An 18,140-nucleotide genomic window follows, 5' to 3' on the forward strand; every position below is an offset into this window, starting at 1 on the left:
TGTGGCTCACCAGCGCCTCCAGCGGGTCGAGCCCGGCGGCGAGCAGCACGGCGAGATGGCCGTCGCCCCGGTGCTCGCGCAGCAGCGTCGCCGCGTGCCAGAAGGCGAGGTGGGGCCGGTCGGGGACCGGCAGATCGGCGTGGGCGGAGTACAGCGGCCTGGCGTGCCGGGTGCAGGCTTCGGCCGCGCGCAGCGCGAGCCCGGCCGCTTCGGCCATGGCGTCCGATGCGACCGCCTCTTCGCCGAGGAGCCGCCTCAGCGTGGCGTCGGCGGCGCGCAGCCGGGCGTCGAGCACCTTCTGCGGTGCGGCCGTCTCCCATACGGCGGGGACGTGCCGGGCGATCAGCTCGGGGTTGAAGTTGTAGAAGGTGGCGGCGATGGTGCCGGGGCCGACGGCCCCCATCGCCGCACCGCGCCCGGCGAAGTAGGCCGCGGCCGCGTCGTCGATCCCGATACCGGCGAGCTGCTCGGTGAAGTCGGGGGAGAAGTAGAGCGTCGAGTGGAGCGGGTTGACGGAGTGGTGGCAGCGACGGCCGGCGCGCGGCTGGAGGGAGGTCATGACCCGAAGGTTACCGACTGGTCGGTACGTGAGGAAGGGCGGGCGGAACGGCGGGGGAGCGGAGGGTATGGACGGGGCCGTTTCACCCTCCGGTGGTGCCCATCGGGGCGGCCCCGGGGCGCGGTGCCCAGGTGAAGCGGGGCTCCCGCCGCTCCAGGAAGGCCGCCACCCCCTCCGCCGGGTCGCCGGAGTCCCGAGCCGCCGCCCGCCAGTACGCGGCCCGGTCGTCCCGGCCCGCGGTGAACTCCTTGGCCGCGGCCTGCGTCAGCTGCGAGCGCGAGACCAGCACCCGGCCGAACTCCGCCACCCGCGGCCCGAGCGTGTTCACGGGCGCCACCTCGTCCAGCAGCCCGGCCCGCAGGGCGTGGTCCGTACCGATCAACTCGGCCGAGAACAGCAGGTACTTCGCGGTCGCCGGGCCCACCAGGGACACCAGCCGCGCCGTGGAAGCCGCCGGGTAGACGATCCCGAGCTTCGCCGGGGTCACCCCGAACAGCGCCCCCTCTTCGGCAAACCGCAGATCGCAGGCGGCTGCCAGCTGGCAGCCGCCGCCCACGCAGTATCCGCGTACGGCGGCGAGCGTCGGCTTGGGGAAGGCGGCGAGCGCTTCCTCGGCCCGGACCGCGAGCCGCTGGGGGTCCTCACGGGGATCCGGATCCCGGAGTGTCGATATGTCGGCGCCGGCACAGAAGGTGTTCCCGGCGCCGGTCAGGACCAGGATCCGGACAGCCGTGTCCTCCGCCAGCCCGTCGAGCAGGTCCGGCAGGGCCCGCCACATGGCCGCCGTCATGGCGTTGCGCTTGGCGGGGTTGCTGATCACGACGGTGGCGACCCCGTCGGCGACGCTGTGCTGCAGCTGCGGCTCCATGGGCCGGATGCTATCCGCAGCACCCGGACCCGCGATCACCAAGGCGCCATCACCGGCGCCGAAGCGGACAGAAGTGGTCGCGTCTCTGGCAGGAGCAGACGTATTCCATCGAATAGCGACGATTGGTGCTGACTTCTGTTCAGCTGCCCGGCGCGGACCAGCTCATTCCCAACACTCGATGCGTGGTCATCAGCGAGCGCGAGGGCGGGAGCCGGGATATGGAGAGCCGCGGGAGCAGTAGCCCGCCCGACCCGGCGGTCGCCGGCTCCCTGCCCTACGAAGGTGTCTGGCGGTTCACCGCCCCGGCGGTCGACATGTCCGTGCCGCAGGCCCGGCACGCCGTACGGGACCTCCTGACGCGGCAGCGGGTCCCGGTCGGCGGCGACACCGTCCAGGGCCTGCTGCTGATCGTCTCCGAGCTCGTCACCAACGCCGTACGCCATGCCGCGCTGCTCTCCCCCGAGGTGGCCGTCGAGGTCGCCGTCGGGGCCTCCTGGATCCGGGTGTCGGTGGAGGACAACCACCCCTACCGGCCGAAGGCGCTGGACGCGGACCAGGGGCAGACCGGCGGACGCGGGCTGATGCTCGTACGGGAGATCACCGCCGAGGCCGGCGGGACCTGCGGTGTCGAGCAGACGGCGAGCGGCGGCAAGGTCGTCTGGTCCGCGCTGCCGCTCGCCCCCGTCGTCACCAGCCCCCGCTCGGCCCCGTCAGCTCTCTGACCGCGGGGCGCGCGGCGTCGAGCACCGTCATGAACCACGCGGAGAACGGTGCCGACGCGTGCCGCTCGGCGAGTTCGTCGGCGGTCACGAACGCCGTGTCGTCCACCTCGTCGGGGTCGGGCCGCAGTTCCGCCTGGGCGAGTCCGACGAACAGATGGTTGAACTCCTGCTCCACCAGGCCCGAATCGGGGTCCGGGTGGTTGTAACGCACCGTGCCCGCCTCGGCGAGCAGCGCCGGCGAGATCCCCAACTCCTCGTAGGTGCGCCTGGCCGCCGCGGCGAAGGGGGATTCACCCGGATAAGGGTGCCCGCAGCAGGTGTTGGACCACACGCCGGGGGAGTGGTACTTGCCGAGTGCCCGACGCTGGATCAGCAGCCGCCCCGCTCCGTCGAAGAGGAAGACCGAGAAAGCCCGGTGCAGCTGACCGGGGGCCTGGTGTGCGGCGAGCTTCTCCGCCGTCCCGATGGTCCTGCCGCTCTCATCGACCAGTTCGAGCATGATCGCTTCTGCTGCGCCGTTCGACATAACCATCCTTCGCATCGGGCGTCACCGGCTCCTCAGTCTGCCGTACAAAAGCGGCTTGTCCGCACTTCGGAGCGCGGGACGTGTCGGTGCCCCCGCCACACTGCGTGGCGGGGGCACCGACCGGAATATCAGAATTCGCCGTCCGCCGGGAAACCGGCCCCGTGCATCGGGCGCAGCACATAGGCTGCGTAGCCGTATTCTCCGCCGTGCTCGCGGTACATGGCGAGTTCCTCGCGGCTGCCCGCCAGCGCCTGCTCCATGGCGGGCCCTTCGGGCAGCTGGGCGGCCACCCGCTCCGCGAACGGGCCGTAGTACTCGTCCCAGTCGCTCGCGGGCTGCTCGTACATCCCGAGGACGCGGTAACCCGCGGCCTCGGCGGCCAGCGCGGCCTCACCCGCGGTGCGCAGCGGTGAGCCCGCCGTCTCCCAGAAGGCCCGGCACTCGGCGGAGGGCTCGTCGGTGGTCCACACGCACTCGGTGACCACCAGGGCGCCGCCGGGCGCGAGAAGCCGCCGCCAGCTGCGCAGGGCGTGGTCGGCGCCGATGATGTACGCGGCCCCCTCGGCCCAGACAAGATCGAACATTCCGTCGGAGAGGGGGAGTTCGGCCATGTCCGCCACGAGCGTGCGGATCGATCCGCTCAGCCCGCGGTCCGCCGCGCTCCGGCGGAGCTCCGCCAGGAACGGCTCGTGCAGATCGACGGCGGTGACGTCGGCGCCCGCTTCGGCGGCGAGCAGGAGCGAGGCACGGCCGGGGCCGCAGCCCAGATCGAGTACGCGCGGCCGCTCGGGCAGCGGGCCCGTGAACGAGAGCAGGGTGCGGGTGGTCGCGTCGGAACCGGGGCTCTGGCGCGGCAGACCGTGGTGCAGGGCGAAGAAGGCTTCAGTGACAGAGGTCTCTGACAACGTGGTGATCCTTGGACGAGGAGCTGTTGGGGTGGGGTCGGGCGCTGTGCGGGGCAGCGTTCACGGCGACGGTCATCAACCTCAGCTCCTTCCAAGGACGGCCCCCGAGGCTAACACCCGGCGCCCGCCGCCTCCGTGGCCCGACCGGTCCCTCGCTGCTTTCCCCGCCCGCTGCTCTCCCGGACTGTCGCCTCCCCTCCCGCTCAGTGACAGAGCTTCGCCTCGTGCTCCGCGTGGCCGCCCGGCTCCAGCTGGAAGGTGCAGTGCGCGACATCGAAGTGGGTGCCCAGACAGCCCTGCAGGTCGTGCAGCATCTTCTCGTGCCCGATCGCGTCCAGTACGTCCGGGCTGACCACCACGTGCGCGGAGAGGACCGGCATCCCGGAAGTGATCGTCCAGGCGTGCAGATCGTGGACGTCGGCCACCCCGGGAAGGCCCAGGATGTGTGCCCGGACCTCGCCCATGTCGACATTCTTCGGGGCCGCTTCCAGCAGTACGTCGAGCGTCTCGCGCAGCAGCTTGACGGTACGCGGGACGATCATGAGGCCGATGACGATCGAGGCCACCGGGTCGGCCGCCCGCCAGCCCGTCGTCAGGATCAGCGCGGCCGAGATCAGCACGGCGACCGAGCCGAGCGCGTCGGCCATCACCTCCAGATAGGCGCCGCGGACATTGATGCTGTCCCGCTGGCCCCGGACGAGGATGGAGAGCGAGATCATGTTCGCGGCCAGCCCGATGAGGCCGAAGACGATCGTCAGGCCGCCCGCTGTGTCGGCCGGCGTGATGAACCGCTGGATCGCCTCGTACAGGACATATCCGCCGACGCCGAGCAGCAGAAGGCAGTTGGCGAGCGCTGCCAGGATCTCCGCCCGCGCATAGCCGAAGGTGCGGTTCCCGGTGGCCGGGCGGTTGGCGAAGTGGATCGCGAGCAGTGCCATCGCAAGCCCGAGCGCGTCCGTCGCCATGTGTGTGGCGTCCGCGAGCAGGGCCAGCGAGTCGGCCAGCAGACCGCCGGCGATCTCCACCACCATCACGGTCAGCGTGATGCCCAGTGCGATCCGCAGCCGGATCCGGTGAGCGGCGCCCGCGGTCCCGGCCGGCGGCGGCCCGCCGTGTGCGTGCCCGTGGTCGTGCCCAGCCCCCATGAGAGCGCCTCCCGATCGTGAGCGTGCCGGTCCGAGAGGTCAGCCAACTACGGGGCAGGGGTATCGGGCAACCCGAGACCGGACACCATTGTCAGCTACTCTGACCTGCGGAAATCATGGCAGGTCAGGGCAGGGCGCGAGATCATTTACCACGCGCCCCGGGGTGTCGCAGACACCAGCCGTCCCAGGCCGACTCGACCATCTCGCGCACCCCGCGGGTGGCCTTCCAGCCCAGCTCCCTGGCGATCAGTTCGTCCGAGGCGACGGCCTTCGCCGCGTCCCCGGGGCGGCGCTCCTCGACCACCGGCGACATCGGCAGCCCGGTGACCGAAGCGACGAGGTCCGCCAGCTCACGTACCGATACGCCCGCACCGCGCCCGACATTGAGCGTCAGATCCCCCGGGACGTCGTCGGCGGCCAGCTTGGCGGCCACGGCGAGATGGGCGTCGGCGAGATCGGCGACATGGATGTAGTCGCGGACGCAGGTGCCGTCCGGCGTGGGGTAGTCGGCGCCGAAGATCCGCGGTTCATCGCCGTGGGTCAGCCGGTCGAAGAACATCGGGATGACGTTGTACACGCCGATGTCGGCCAGTTCGGGCGCGGCCGCACCCGCCACGTTGAAGTAGCGCAGACAGGCCGTGGAGAGGCCGTGCGCCCGGCCCGCGGCCCGCACCAGCCACTCACCGGCCAGCTTCGTCTCGCCGTACGGGTTGATCGGCGCGCAGGGCGTCGACTCGGTGATCAGCTCCGCGTCCGGGACGCCGTAGACCGCGGCCGACGAGGAGAACAGGAAGCGCCGTACGCCGGCCGCGACCGCGGCCTCCAGCACCACCGTCAGGCCGTGCACATTGTCCCGGTAGTAGCTCAGCGGCTGCTCGACGGACTCACCGACCTGCTTCCTTCCCGCGAGATGCACCACACCGGAGACCCCGTGGCCGGTCAGGGTCGCGTCCATGAGCCCGCGGTCCAGGACCGAGCCGCGCACCAGCTCCACCCCGTCCGGAAGGCGCTCGGCCAGCCCGCTCGACAGGTCGTCGATGACGACCACACGCTCGCCGGCCGCCTGCATCGCCCGCGCCACATGCGCTCCGATGTACCCCGCACCACCTGTGATCAGCCACGTCATACCGGCCAGCCTAAGGCCGGCCGGCAAGTGGAGGGCCGGCCCCTCCCGGCTCCGCGCCCCGGAAGGACCCGGAGCGCGGTTTGTGGGGTGAGGCATGGATCGATCATGATGACCGCGGCAGATGGCGCGGGGTCATGCCCACCCGGATCGGGACGTAAACGGGCCGTGAACTCCTGCTTCCGTCCATCGGATAGCCTCTGCCGACATGCCGCCCGCCCCTGCCGGGAGCGGGCCGTCTCCGCGTGTGTCACGCCAGCTCCAAGGAGTGAGTTCGTCTGTCGACCGCCATCCTCGCCGGTGTGCCGGTACCCGGATCGTCGCTGGAGGGCGATCTGCGGTCGCTGGGCTTCGACGTACGCACCGCAGCCGACGCGGCCGGGACCGCGAAGCTGCTCACCGCCGCACCCGCCGACGAACGTGTGGCGGTCGTCGACACCCGGTTCGTCGGCCACCTCCACTCGCTCCGCCTGGCGCTGACCGACCCGCGCTTCGCCGCGGCCGCGGTCCCCGGGGCGCTCGCCGTCCAGCCCGAGGCGCGCCCCGCACTCCACCGCGTACTGGCGAGCGCGGGGCCGGGCAGCCCCGACGCCCTGGCCGCGGCGCTGGACAGCGCCGGGACCCCGGTACAGCGCCCCGAGCTTGGCAGCCTGGTCGCCTCGGTCCCGCAGGACCCGCAGAGCCGCCACGAGGCCAGGGCCGCCGTGGCCGCCGTCGACGACGAGGCCGTACGGCTGCGCACGGCGGTGAAGTCCCGTGACGGCTTCTTCACGACGTACTGCATCAGCCCCTACTCGCGCTACATCGCACGCTGGTGCGCCCGCCGCGGGCTGACCCCGAACCAGGTCACCACCGCCTCACTGATCACCGCGCTCATAGCGGCGGCCTGCGCCGCGACCGGCACCCGCGGCGGTTACATCGCCGCCGGTGTCCTGCTGATCTGCTCCTTCGTGCTGGACTGCACGGACGGCCAGCTCGCCCGGTACTCGCTCCAGTACTCGACGCTCGGCGCCTGGCTCGACGCGACCTTCGACCGGGCCAAGGAGTACGCCTACTACGCGGGGCTCGCACTGGGCGCGGCCCGTAACGGCGACGACATCTGGGTGCTGGCGCTCGGCGCGATGGTCCTGCAGACCTGCCGTCATGTCGTGGACTTCTCCTTCAACGAGGCCAACCACGACGCGACCGCCAACACCAGCCCCACCGCCGCGCTCTCCGACAAGCTCGACAGCGTCGGCTGGACGGTCTGGGTGCGGCGCATGATCGTCCTCCCGATCGGGGAACGCTGGGCGATGATCGCGGTGCTCACCGCGGTGACCACCCCCCGGATCGTCTTCTACGCGCTCCTCATCGGCTGCGCGCTCGCCGCCTGCTACACCACGGCCGGCCGGATCCTGCGCTCGCTGACCCGCCGGGCCACCCGTACCGACCGGGCCGCCCAGGCCCTGGCCGACCTCGCCGACTCGGGCCCGCTCGCCGAGCTCTTCGCCCGGTTCGTCAAGGGGCCGCGCAGCGCTCTGCCGGTGATCGCGTTCGCGGGCGGCGCCCTGGTGGTGGCCGTATCGCTCTTCGCCCCCGTCGGCAGCTGGTGGCCCGCCGTGGCCGCCGCCGTGTACTGCGTACTCTCCGGCGCGGCCGTCTCGCGCCCCCTCAAGGGCGCGCTCGACTGGCTGGTGCCGCCGGTCTTCCGGGCGGCCGAGTACGTCACCGTGCTGGTGCTCGCGGCCCGCTCCGATGTCCACGCGGCCCTGCCCGCGGCCTTCGGACTCGTCGCGGCCGTCGCCTACCATCACTACGACACGGTGTACCGCATCAAGGGCGGCACCGGCGCGCCCCCCCGCTGGCTGGTGCGTACGATCGGCGGCCACGACGGCCGGACCCTGGTGGTGGCCGTACTCGCCGCCGTACTGACGACACGGCACACCACGGGGAACGGCTTCGCTGTGGCGCTCACGGTGTGCGCCGCGGCCGTGGCGGTCGTGGTGCTCGCGGAGAGCATCCGCTTCTGGGTGTCATCCGGCGCACCCGCTGTACACGACGAAGGAGAACCCGCATGATCGGCCTCGTACTGGCGGCCGGCGCAGGCAGGCGTCTGCGTCCCTACACCGACACGCTGCCCAAGGCCCTCGTGCCCGTCGGCCCCGAGGGGGAGGGCGAGCCGACCACCGTTCTCGACATCGCGCTGGGCAACTTCGCCGAGGTCGGGCTGACCGAGGTCGCCGTCGTGGTCGGCTACCGCAAGGAGGCGGTGTACGCGCGCCGGGCGGAGTTCGAGGCCAAGTACGGGGTCACGATCACGCTGATCGACAACGACAAGGCCGAGGAGTGGAACAACGCCTACTCCCTCTGGTGCGCCCGTGAGGTGCTCAAGCAGGGCGTGATCCTCGCCAACGGCGACACCGTGCACCCGGTCTCCGTGGAGAGGACGCTGCTCGCCGCACGCGGCGAAGGCCGGCGGATCGTCCTCGCCCTCGACACGGTGAAGCACCTCGCCGACGAGGAGATGAAGGTCATCACGGACGGCACCGACGCCGTGACCAGGATCACCAAGCTGATGGACCCCGCGACCGCCACCGGTGAGTACATCGGCGTCACCCTCATCGAGCCCGAGGCCGCCGAAGAGCTCGCGGACGCGCTCAAGGTCACCTTCGAGCGCGACCCGGACCTCTACTACGAGGACGGCTACCAGGAGCTGGTGAACCGCGGCTTCCGGATCGATGTGGCGCCCATAGGGGACGTGGCCTGGGTGGAGATCGACAACCACGACGACCTCGCGAAGGGCCGTGGCATCGCGTGCCTGTACTGACGAGGCTCATCCCGTCCCCGGTCGTCGTGGACATCAGCAGCGGCGCCCTCGACGACCTGGCGGGGCTCCTCGCTGACCAGCGGATCTCGGCCTCGGGCAAGCTCGCCCTCGCCGTCAGTGACGGCTCGGGCCGGGCGCTGCGCGAGAAGCTCGCCCCGGTGCTGCCGGGCGCCGACTGGTACTCCGTCGCCGACGGCACCATCGACGCCGCGGTGCGGCTCGCCGACGGCATCAAGGGCAAGCGGTACGACGCCGTGGTCGGCCTGGGCGGCGGCAAGATCATCGACGTGGCGAAGTACGCGGCGGCCCGGGTGGGCCTCCCGATGGTCGCCGTCGCGACGAACCTCTCGCACGACGGCATCTGCTCGCCGGTTTCGACCCTGGACAACGACAACGGACGCGGCTCGTACGGGGTCCCGACCCCGATCGCGATCGTCGTCGACCTCGATGTGATCCGTGAGGCACCGCCCCGCTTCATCCGCTCCGGCGTCGGCGACGCGATCTCCAACATCTCGGCCATCGCCGACTGGGAGCTGTCGCACAAGGTCAACGGCGAAGCGGTCGACGGACTCGCCGCGGCCATGGCCCGCACGGCGGGCGAGGCGGTCCTGCGCCACCCCGGCGGGGTCGGCGACGACGAGTTCCTGATGGTGCTCGCCGAGGGGCTCGTCCTGTCCGGCATCGCGATCTCGATCAGCGGCGACACCAGGCCCTCGTCCGGCGCCTGCCACGAGATCTGCCACGCCTTCGACCTGCTCTTCCCCCAGCGGGCCGGCAGCCACGGCGAGCAGGTCGGGCTCGGCGCCGCCTTCGCGATGCATCTGCGCGGCGCGGCCGAGGAGGCCGGGCTCTTCGCGGACGTCCTGCGCAGGCACGGCCTGCCCGTACTGCCCGGGGAGCTGGGCTTCGGCGTGGACGAGTTCGTCCGGGCCGTGCAGTACGCCCCGCAGACCCGCCCCGGACGCTTCACCATCCTCGAACACCTCAACCTGTCCGCAGACCAGATCAAGGACGCTTACGCCGACTATGCAAAAGCCATCGGTAGCTGAACTCCGCCCGGTCGTGCACCCTCCGGGCGTCAAGGACCGGCGGAGTGGCGAGCACTGGGGAGGCCGGCTCTACATGCGGGAGATCTCCCTGCGTGTCGACCGGCACCTGGTGAACACGCGGATCACGCCCAACCAGCTGACCTACGTGATGACCGTCGCCGCCGCCTTCGCCGCCCCCGCCCTCCTCGTGCCGGGGATCTGGGGCGCGGTGCTCGGCGTGCTGATGGCTCAGCTCTATCTGCTTCTCGACTGCGTCGACGGAGAGGTCGCCCGCTGGAAGAAGCAGTACTCGATGGTCGGCGTCTACGTGGACCGGGTGGCCGCCTATGTGCTCGACGCCGCGGTCCTCGTCGGTTTCGGTCTGCGCGCGGCCGACATCTGGGGCTCGGGCCGTATCGACTGGCTGTGGGCCTTCCTGGGCACCCTCGCCGCCCTCGGCGCCGTCATGATCAAGTCCGAGACCGACCTCGTCGGTGTCGCCCGCCACCAGCAGGGGCTGCCGCCGGTCAAGGAGACGGCGTCCGAGCCGCGCTCCTCCGGCATGGCGCTCGCCCGCAGGGCGGCCGGGGCACTGAGGTTCCACCGGCTCGTCCTGGGCATCGAGGCGTCGCTGCTGATCCTGGTCCTGGCGATCGTGGACCAGATCAGGGGCGACCTGTTCTTCTCCCGGCTCGGCGTCGCCGTACTGGCCGGAATCGCGCTGCTGCAGTCCCTGCTCCACCTCGTGTCCGTCCTCGCCTCCAGCAGGCTCAAGTGACGGCCCCCGGCGCGGACGGCTCCGCGAAGGTCGGCGCGGTCATCATCACGATGGGCAACCGCCCCGACGAGCTGCGCGCCCTGCTGGACTCGGTCGCCAAACAGGACGGCGACCCGGTCGAGGTGGTGGTGGTCGGAAACGGCGCACCCGTACCGGACGTCCCCGACGGCGTACGGACCGTGGAGCTGCCCGAGAACCTGGGCATCCCCGGCGGCCGCAACGTCGGCATCGAGGCGTTCGGCCCGGCAGGCACCGACGTGGACATCCTGCTGTTCCTCGACGACGACGGGCTGCTGCCGCGCACCGACACGGCGGAGCTGTGCCGCGCGGCCTTCGCCGCCGACCAGGAGCTCGGCATCATCAGCTTCCGGATCGCCGACCCCGACACCGGGGTGACCCAGCGCCGCCACGTCCCGCGGCTGCGCGCGTCCGACCCGATGCACTCCTCGCGGGTCACGACCTTCCTCGGCGGGGCCAACGCCGTACGGTCCAAGGTCATCGCCGAGGCCGGACCGCTCCCCGGCGAGTTCTTCTACGCCCACGAGGAGACCGATCTGGCCTGGCGGGCCCTGGACGCCGGCTGGATGATCGACTATCGGTCCGACATGGTGCTGCACCACCCCACCACGGCCCCGTCCCGGCACGCGGTCTACCACCGCATGGTGGCCCGCAACCGCGTCTGGCTGGCCCGCCGGAATCTGCCCGCGCTCCTGGTGCCGGTCTATCTGGGGGTGTGGATGCTGCTCACGCTGGTCCGCCGCCCGTCGGGTGCCGCGCTCAAGGCGTGGTTCGGCGGCTTCAAGGAGGGCTGGACGACTCCCTGCGGACCACGCCGTCCGATGAAATGGCGTACGGTCTGGCGGCTGACCCGACTGGGCCGGCCTCCGGTGATCTGAGAAGCTGACTGAGAGCATCGGACGTACTTCGGGACCCGGCATCCGAGCCCGGCCCCGATCCGGCAGCGCATCTTGAACACGAAAGTTTCAACTTGTGAGTGACACAACCCATGGCGGTGCGGTCGCGCTGAGCGATCGCCCGTCTCCCGACGACGGTCTGTCCTCGGCCGAGCTGGCCGGGAAGTACGGCCTGTCGGTGAGCGGTGCCCGGCCTGGACTCATGGAGTACGTCCGGCAGATCTGGGGGCGGCGCCACTTCATCCTGGCCTTCTCGTCCGCGAAACTGTCGGCCCAGTACAGCCAGGCCAAGCTGGGCCAGGTCTGGCAGGTGGCGACCCCGTTGCTGAACGCGGCGGTCTACTACTTCATCTTCGGCCTGCTCCTCAACACCAAGCGGGGACTGGCGCCCGACGTCTTCATCCCCTTCCTGGTGACCGGGGTCTTCGTCTTCACCTTCACACAGAGCTCGGTGATGGCCGGTGTGCGGGCGATCTCGGGGAATCTGGGGCTGGTGCGGGCGCTGCACTTCCCACGGGCCTCCCTGCCCATCTCGTTCGCGCTGCAGCAGCTCCAGCAGCTGCTGTACTCGATGATCGTGCTGATCGTGGTCGCGGTCTGCTTCCACAGCTATCCCTCGCTGTCCTGGCTCCTGGTCATCCCCATCCTGGCGATGCAGTTCGTGTTCAACACGGGACTGGCGCTGATCATGGCCAGGCTGGGCAGCAAGACGCCCGACTTCGCGCAGCTGATGCCGTTCATCATGCGGACCTGGATGTACACGTCGGGCGTGATGTTCTCCATCACGGTCATGCTCAAGGGCAAGCCGCCGTGGATCGCGCATGTGCTCCAGTGGAACCCGGCCACCGTCTACATGGACCTGGTCAGGTTCGCCCTGATCGACGGGTACGGCGCGGAGAACCTGCCTCCGCACGTCTGGGCGGTCGCCGGAGCCTGGGCGGTTCTGCTGGGCGCTGTCGGCTTCGTGTACTTCTGGAAGGCTGAGGAGCGGTACGGCCGTGGCTGAGGAAACCATTCAAGCGCGCATCCCCACGGTGATCGCGGACGATGTGCACATCGTGTACCGCGTCAACGCCGGTGGCGGCGGCAAGGGCGCGGCCACCGCCGCGCTCAGCCGCATCGTGGGCAAGGACAGGAGCGCCGCACGCGGAGTCCGCAAGGTGCACGCCGTACGCGGTGTGACCTTCACGGCCTACCGCGGCGAGGCCATCGGCCTCATCGGCTCCAACGGCTCCGGGAAGTCGACCCTGCTGCGCGCCATCGCCGGACTGCTGCCGACGGAGAGCGGCAAGGTCTACACCGACGGCCAGCCGTCCCTGCTCGGTGTCAACGCCGCGCTGATGAACGACCTCACCGGCGAGCGCAACGTCATCCTCGGTGGTCTGGCCATGGGCATGTCGCGCGAGGAGATCCGCGAGCGGTACCAGGGGATCGTCGACTTCTCCGGCATCAACGAGAAGGGCGACTTCATCACGCTGCCGATGCGGACGTACTCGTCCGGTATGGCGGCCAGGCTCCGCTTCTCGATCGCGGCGGCCAAGAACCACGACGTCCTCATGATCGACGAGGCGCTGGCGACCGGTGACCGCAAGTTCCAGATCCGTTCGGAACAGCGCATCCGCGAACTCCGCAAGGAGGCCGGCACGGTCTTCCTCGTCAGTCACAGCAACAAGTCGATCAGGGACACCTGCGACCGCGTCCTGTGGCTGGAGAAGGGCGAACTGCTGATGGACGGCCCGACCGAAGAGGTCGTCAAGGCGTACGAGAAGGAGACCGGCAAGTAACGGCCGGCCCCGACCCTTCCCGCCCTCGCGCACCGCGGCAGCGGCCCCCGCCGGAATCTCCGGCGGGGGCCGCTGCCGTACGGTCCCCGCCGTCCGCGGACATCCCGACACGCCGGTATGAGCAGGGTGTTCAGGCCACTGCCGGACCGTCGTAAAAAGCTCCCGGCGAGTCAAGTGATCGTCAAGTAGTGTGCCTGCGGGGAAGGTTGCGCTGGATTGAAGTGTTCTTGTAATGCACGCTGCACCCCGCTGACGTGCCAGTCGTTGTACAACGTAAGCTGTACCGGTGCTGATTCACGGCAAGTGGGGCTATAACCCTGCGTCGCCAACCCGGCGTCGCCTTGCCTGACAGTCTGCGCGGCGTGTCCGAAATGGGTTGTATTGAGTCAGCAGTGTAGAACGGGAGATGTGACGGCAATGGCAACGGACGTGTCCCAGCTCCGCGATGGCTCCGCCGTTCCCGCGCCTGGCAGCATGCGGTGACGGGCGTCCGGGAAGCGGGCGCCGACGGTCATGCGCGCACCACGCTGGACAAGGCTTCCGGGGAGAACTTCCCGGTAGCGCCGTTCTTCCTGCCGCGCGCCTGGCGCGACGACCTGATGGCGGTCTACGGCTACGCCCGGCTCGTCGACGACATCGGCGACGGAGACCTCGCGTCGCCCGCCACCGAGGCCCGGCTCCTGGGGCTCGACCCCGCCCGCGCGGACGACCGCCTCGCGATGCTCGACGCGTTCGAGGCCGATCTGCGGCGTGTCTTCGCCGGACCCGGCGAGCAGCCGCGCCACCCCATCCTCCGCACGCTCCGGCCGACCGTCCGCCGCTGCGCCCTCACCCCTGAGCCGTTCCTCGGGCTGATCGCCGCCAACCGCCAGGACCAGACCGTCCGGCGCTACGAGACCTTCGACGACCTCCTCGCCTACTGCGAGCTCTCGGCCAACCCCGTCGGCCGTCTCGTCCTGCAGATCACCGGCACGGCGAGCCCCGAGCGCATCCGGCGCTCCGACGCGGTGTGCACGGCGCTGCAGATCGCCGAGCACCTCCAGGACGTGGCCGAGGACCTCGGCCGTGACCGTATCTACCTGCCCGCCCGGGACATGAAGGAGTTTCACGTCCAGGAGGCGGATCTTGCCGTCCCGAGCGCGGGCGCTTCGGTGCGCGCGCTGGTCGCCCACGAAGCCGAACGCGCCCGGGAACTGCTGAATGAAGGCGGCCCGCTGGTGGGTAGCGTCCATGGCAGGCTCAAGCTGCTGCTCGCCGGGTTCGTGGCCGGCGGAAGCGCCGCTCTCCAGGCGGTCTCCGCTGCCGGATTCGACGTACTTGCCGGACCGCCCAAGCCCACCAAGCTCGGCCTGTTGCGCGAAATGGGAGCCGTCTTGCGAGGAACGCGTAGAGAGGGGTGAGCCGGACCGTGGAGGGACAAACACCGGTTTCGGGGCCCGTGATGGCCGCGTACACGTACTGCGAGGCCGTCACGGGACAGCAGGCGCGGAATTTCGCGTACGGGATCAGGCTGCTGCCCGCCGACAAGCGGCAGGCCATGTCCGCGCTGTACGCCTTCTCGCGGCGCGTGGACGACATCGGCGACGGTGAGCTGGCACCCGACGTCAAGCGGGAGCGGCTGGAGTCGACACGCGCACTCCTCGGCCGGATCCGCGAAGGAGCCGTGGCCGAGGACGACACCGACCCGGTCGCGGTGGCCCTGACCGACGCGGCACGCCGGTTCCCCATCCCGCTCGGCGGGCTCGACGAACTCATCGACGGCGTACTGATGGACGTACGCGGCGAGACCTACGAGACGTGGGACGACCTGGAGGTCTACTGCCGCTGCGTCGCCGGCGCCATCGGCCGGCTCTCGCTCGGTATCTTCGGCAACGCCGCGAGCACGGCCGCAGCCGAGCGGGCGTCGCAGTACGCCGACACGCTCGGCCTCGCACTCCAGCTCACCAACATCCTGCGCGACGTCCGCGAGGACGCCGGCAACGGCCGCACCTATCTGCCCGCCGACGACCTCGCCAAGTTCGGCTGCTCGGACGGCTTCCACAGCGCGACACCGCCCGCGGGCTCCGACTTCGCCGGCCTCGTGCACTTCGAGGTGCGCCGCGCCCGCGCGCTGTTCGCCGATGGCTACCGGCTGCTGCCCTTCCTCGACCGCCGCAGCGGGGCCTGCGTCGCCGCCATGGCCGGTATCTACCGGCGCCTCCTGGACCGCATCGAGCGCGACCCCGAGGCGGTCCTGCGCGGCCGTGTCTCGCTCCCCGGCCGGGAGAAGGCGTACGTAGCGGTCCGCGGTCTCTCCGGTCTCGACACCCGGACCATCACCCGGCAGAGCGCCCGGAGGCGCGCCTGATGCCCCTCGACAGACCCGCTCCGCCACGCCCGGCCGAGCGGTACTCAACCTCCAGGGAAGATCACGCGTCCCTGCCTTCGACGACCTGCCGTCCGTGCCCGGACGGCCGGGTCCGGAAGGGGGGCGTATGACAGCCGACGCGGCGCGGCCCGCGCACGCGGTCGTGGTCGGCGGAGGGCTGGCCGGCGTCACCGCCGCACTCGAACTCGCCGACGCGGGCGTACGCGTGACCCTGCTCGAAGGCCGGCCCCGGCTGGGCGGGCTCGCCTTCTCCTTCCGGCGCGGCTCCCTGACCGTGGACAACGGCCAGCATGTGTACCTCCGCTGCTGCACCGCCTACCGCTGGTTCCTCGACCGGGTGGGCGGAGCAGACCTCGCGCCCCTGCAGGACCGGCTCGACGTGCCCGTACTCGACATCGCGCCCGCGGGCGGCCCGCGCCTGGGCAGGCTGCGCCGCAGCGCACTGCCCGTGCCGCTGCACCTCGCCAGGAGCCTCGCGACGTACCCGCATCTCTCGCTCGCCGAGCGGGCGAGCGTCGGCAGGGCCGCACTCGCGCTCAAGGGGCTCGACCTCGCCGATCCCGCCCTGGACGACACCGACTTCGCGAGCTGGCTGCGCGCCCACGGGCAGTCCGACCGCACCATCGAGGCCCTCTGGGACCTGGTGGGTGTCGCGACGCTCAACGCCACAGCGCCGCATGCCTCGTTGGGGCTCGCGGCGATGGTCTTCAAGACCGGGCTGCTCTCCGAAGCGGGCGCTGCCGACATCGGCTGGGCGCAAGTGCCGCTCGGTGACCTGCACGACACACTCGCCCGCAAGGCCCTCGACGCGGCGGGTGTGCGCACCGAACTGCGCGCCAGGGCCGCCGGCCTCGACCGGGCCGCGGACGGCAGCTGGCGGGTGGTGACGGACGGCGAGACGCTGGACGCCGACGCCGTGGTGCTCGCCGTACCGCACCGCGAGGCCCACGCGCTGCTCCCCGAAGGGGCGCTCGACGCACCGGACAGGCTGCTCGAGATCGGCACCTCACCGATCCTCAACGTCCATGTCGTGTACGACCGCAAAGTGCTCCGCCGACCCTTCTTCGCCGCGCTCGGCACCCCGGTCCAGTGGGTCTTCGACCGCACGGACTCCTCGGGCCTGGAGGGCGGCGGGCAGTATCTGGCGCTGTCGCAGTCCGTCGCGGACGACGACATCGACCAGCCCGTCTCCGTACTCCGGGAGCGCTATCTCCCCGAGCTGGAACGGCTGCTGCCCGCGGCCCGGGGCGCCGGTGTACGCGACTTCTTCGTCACCCGTGAGCGGACGGCGACGTTCGCGCCCGCCCCCGGTGTCGGACGGCTGCGTCCCGGCACCCGCACCCGGATCCCCGGCCTCTGCCTCGCCGGGGCGTGGACCGCCACTGGCTGGCCCGCGACCATGGAGGGCGCGGTGCGCAGCGGTCTCAGCGCCGCCGGGACCGTGCTCACCACGCTCGGCCGTACCCACGACCATCCGCTTCAGGAGGCGGCATGAGCACTGTTACTGGAACAAGAGGAGAGCCTGTGACCCCGGCCGCAGACACCGTCGATATTGTCGCGCTCCTGGAGCGCGGACGGACCCTGTCCTCACCGGTGCTGCGCGCTGCCGTTGACCGGCTCGCACCGCCCATGGACACGGTCGCCGCCTATCACTTCGGCTGGATCGACGCCGAGGGGCGCCCCGCGGACGGGGACGGCGGCAAGGCCGTACGCCCCGCGCTCGCACTGCTGTCGGCCGAGGCCGCCGGCGCGGCGGCGGAGGCCGGTATCCCCGGCGCCGTCGCGGTGGAACTCGTGCACAACTTCTCGCTGCTGCACGACGACCTGATGGACGGTGACGAACAGCGCCGCCACCGGGACACCGTCTGGAAGGTGCACGGCCCCGCCCAGGCGATCCTCGTCGGCGACGCGCTCTTCGCGCTGGCGAACGAGATCCTGCTGGAGCTCGGCACCGTCGAGGCGGGCCGCGCCACCCGTAGGCTGACCACCGCCACCAGGAAACTGATCGACGGTCAGGCCCAGGACATCTCGTACGAGCACCGCGAACGGGTCACCGTCGAGGAGTGCCTGGAGATGGAGGGCAACAAGACGGGCGCCCTGCTCGCCTGCGCCGTGTCCATCGGTGCGGTCCTCGGCGGCGCCGACGACCGCACGGCCGACACGCTGGAGGCGTACGGCTACCACCTCGGCCTGGCGTTCCAGGCCGTCGATGACCTGCTCGGCATCTGGGGCGACCCGGAGGCCACCGGAAAACAGACCTGGAGCGATCTGCGCCAGCGCAAGAAGTCCCTGCCCGTCGTCGCCGCACTCGCGGCCGGCGGACCGGCGTCCGAACGGCTGGGCGAACTGCTCGCGGCCGACGCCAAGAGCAGCGACTTCGAGACCTTCTCCGAGGAGGAGTTCGCCGCACGGGCGGCTCTGATCGAGGAGGCGGGCGGGCGTGAGTGGACCTCGCAGGAGGCCCGCAGGCAGCACGCGATCGCCATCGACACACTCTCCGGGGTCGAGATGCCGGAAAGGGTGCGGGCGCAGCTCATCGCGCTCGCCGACTTCGTCGTAGTACGGAAGAGATGATCACCATCGCCACATAATTCGCGGTCGCCGGCCGGTGTCC

The 18,140-nt window shown here is 71.0% G+C and carries 16 protein-coding genes and 2 pseudogenes; 12 read left to right on the forward strand and 6 right to left on the reverse strand.

Annotated features, from left to right (window positions below):
- Positions 1 to 559: pseudogene (locus G3I19_RS11540) on the reverse strand (hypothetical protein); the annotation flags it as partial.
- Positions 560 to 641: 82 nt separating this feature from the next.
- Positions 642 to 1,427, reverse strand: a complete 786-nt coding sequence (locus G3I19_RS11545) for an enoyl-CoA hydratase/isomerase family protein (protein ID WP_164262832.1) — start codon at positions 1,425 to 1,427, stop codon at positions 642 to 644.
- 218 nt (positions 1,428 to 1,645) lie between these two features.
- Between G3I19_RS11545 and G3I19_RS11550 the strand changes: the two genes are divergently transcribed.
- On the forward strand, positions 1,646 to 2,149 hold the full coding sequence (locus G3I19_RS11550; RefSeq protein ID WP_164262901.1) for an ATP-binding protein: 504 nt from the start codon (positions 1,646 to 1,648) through the stop codon (positions 2,147 to 2,149).
- Here G3I19_RS11550 and idi read toward each other — a convergent pair.
- From idi to galE, 4 genes and pseudogenes are all read right to left on the reverse strand, one after another.
- Positions 2,115 to 2,675 carry an isopentenyl-diphosphate Delta-isomerase gene (idi, locus tag G3I19_RS11555; protein WP_239074182.1) on the reverse strand — a complete coding sequence of 187 codons (561 nt, stop codon included), beginning with the start codon at positions 2,673 to 2,675 and terminating at the stop codon, positions 2,115 to 2,117. The two genes, G3I19_RS11550 and idi, sit on opposite strands and share 35 nt — an antisense overlap.
- Before the next feature lie 170 nt (positions 2,676 to 2,845).
- Positions 2,846 to 3,589: pseudogene (locus tag G3I19_RS11560) on the reverse strand (class I SAM-dependent methyltransferase); the annotation flags it as partial.
- A 194-nt stretch (positions 3,590 to 3,783) separates the two neighbouring features.
- Entirely contained in the window at positions 3,784 to 4,725 is a 942-nt protein-coding gene (locus G3I19_RS11565; protein WP_164262836.1) for a cation diffusion facilitator family transporter, read from the reverse strand.
- A 142-nt stretch (positions 4,726 to 4,867) separates the two neighbouring features.
- Complete coding sequence (gene galE, locus G3I19_RS11570) at positions 4,868 to 5,851, reverse strand: UDP-glucose 4-epimerase GalE (RefSeq protein WP_164262838.1); 984 nt, start codon at positions 5,849 to 5,851, stop codon at positions 4,868 to 4,870.
- A gap of 275 nt (positions 5,852 to 6,126) precedes the next feature.
- On the opposite strand from galE, the gene G3I19_RS11575 reads away from it, so the two are divergent.
- From G3I19_RS11575 to G3I19_RS11625, 11 genes are all read left to right on the forward strand, one after another.
- Entirely contained in the window at positions 6,127 to 7,905 is a 1,779-nt protein-coding gene (locus tag G3I19_RS11575; RefSeq protein WP_164262905.1) for a DUF5941 domain-containing protein, read from the forward strand.
- Entirely contained in the window at positions 7,902 to 8,654 is a 753-nt protein-coding gene (locus G3I19_RS11580) for a phosphocholine cytidylyltransferase family protein (protein WP_164262841.1), read from the forward strand. Before G3I19_RS11575 ends, G3I19_RS11580 begins: the two co-directional genes overlap by 4 nt.
- A complete protein-coding gene (locus G3I19_RS11585; protein ID WP_164262843.1) occupies positions 8,642 to 9,703 on the forward strand; it encodes an iron-containing alcohol dehydrogenase family protein in 1,062 nt (353 codons plus the stop codon). Before G3I19_RS11580 ends, G3I19_RS11585 begins: the two co-directional genes overlap by 13 nt.
- Complete coding sequence (locus tag G3I19_RS11590; protein WP_164262844.1) at positions 9,681 to 10,460, forward strand: CDP-alcohol phosphatidyltransferase family protein; 780 nt, start codon at positions 9,681 to 9,683, stop codon at positions 10,458 to 10,460. Before G3I19_RS11585 ends, G3I19_RS11590 begins: the two co-directional genes overlap by 23 nt.
- Before the next feature lie 50 nt (positions 10,461 to 10,510).
- On the forward strand, positions 10,511 to 11,356 hold the full coding sequence (locus G3I19_RS11595; protein WP_164262907.1) for a glycosyltransferase: 846 nt from the start codon (positions 10,511 to 10,513) through the stop codon (positions 11,354 to 11,356).
- 94 nt (positions 11,357 to 11,450) lie between these two features.
- A complete protein-coding gene (locus G3I19_RS11600; RefSeq protein ID WP_164262846.1) occupies positions 11,451 to 12,380 on the forward strand; it encodes an ABC transporter permease in 930 nt (309 codons plus the stop codon).
- Positions 12,373 to 13,158: an ABC transporter ATP-binding protein gene (locus tag G3I19_RS11605; protein WP_164262848.1), complete on the forward strand. Its 786-nt coding sequence runs from the start codon at positions 12,373 to 12,375 to the stop codon at positions 13,156 to 13,158. Before G3I19_RS11600 ends, G3I19_RS11605 begins: the two co-directional genes overlap by 8 nt.
- 479 nt (positions 13,159 to 13,637) lie before the next feature.
- Positions 13,638 to 14,558 (forward strand): squalene synthase HpnC, encoded by a 921-nt coding sequence (gene hpnC / locus G3I19_RS11610; protein ID WP_164262850.1) that lies wholly within the window; start codon positions 13,638 to 13,640, stop codon positions 14,556 to 14,558.
- Positions 14,555 to 15,505: a presqualene diphosphate synthase HpnD gene (gene hpnD, locus G3I19_RS11615; RefSeq protein ID WP_343235068.1), complete on the forward strand. Its 951-nt coding sequence runs from the start codon at positions 14,555 to 14,557 to the stop codon at positions 15,503 to 15,505. Before hpnC ends, hpnD begins: the two co-directional genes overlap by 4 nt.
- Before the next feature lie 127 nt (positions 15,506 to 15,632).
- Positions 15,633 to 17,021: a hydroxysqualene dehydroxylase HpnE gene (gene hpnE, locus G3I19_RS11620; RefSeq protein ID WP_164262855.1), complete on the forward strand. Its 1,389-nt coding sequence runs from the start codon at positions 15,633 to 15,635 to the stop codon at positions 17,019 to 17,021.
- Entirely contained in the window at positions 17,018 to 18,100 is a 1,083-nt protein-coding gene (locus tag G3I19_RS11625) for a polyprenyl synthetase family protein (RefSeq protein WP_164262857.1), read from the forward strand. The genes hpnE and G3I19_RS11625 overlap by 4 nt, the downstream gene beginning before the upstream one ends.
- Positions 18,101 to 18,140 lie beyond the last annotated feature (40 nt).

This window comes from Streptomyces sp. SID10853 (assembly GCF_010548145.1).
Lineage (GTDB): Bacteria > Actinomycetota > Actinomycetes > Streptomycetales > Streptomycetaceae > Streptomyces.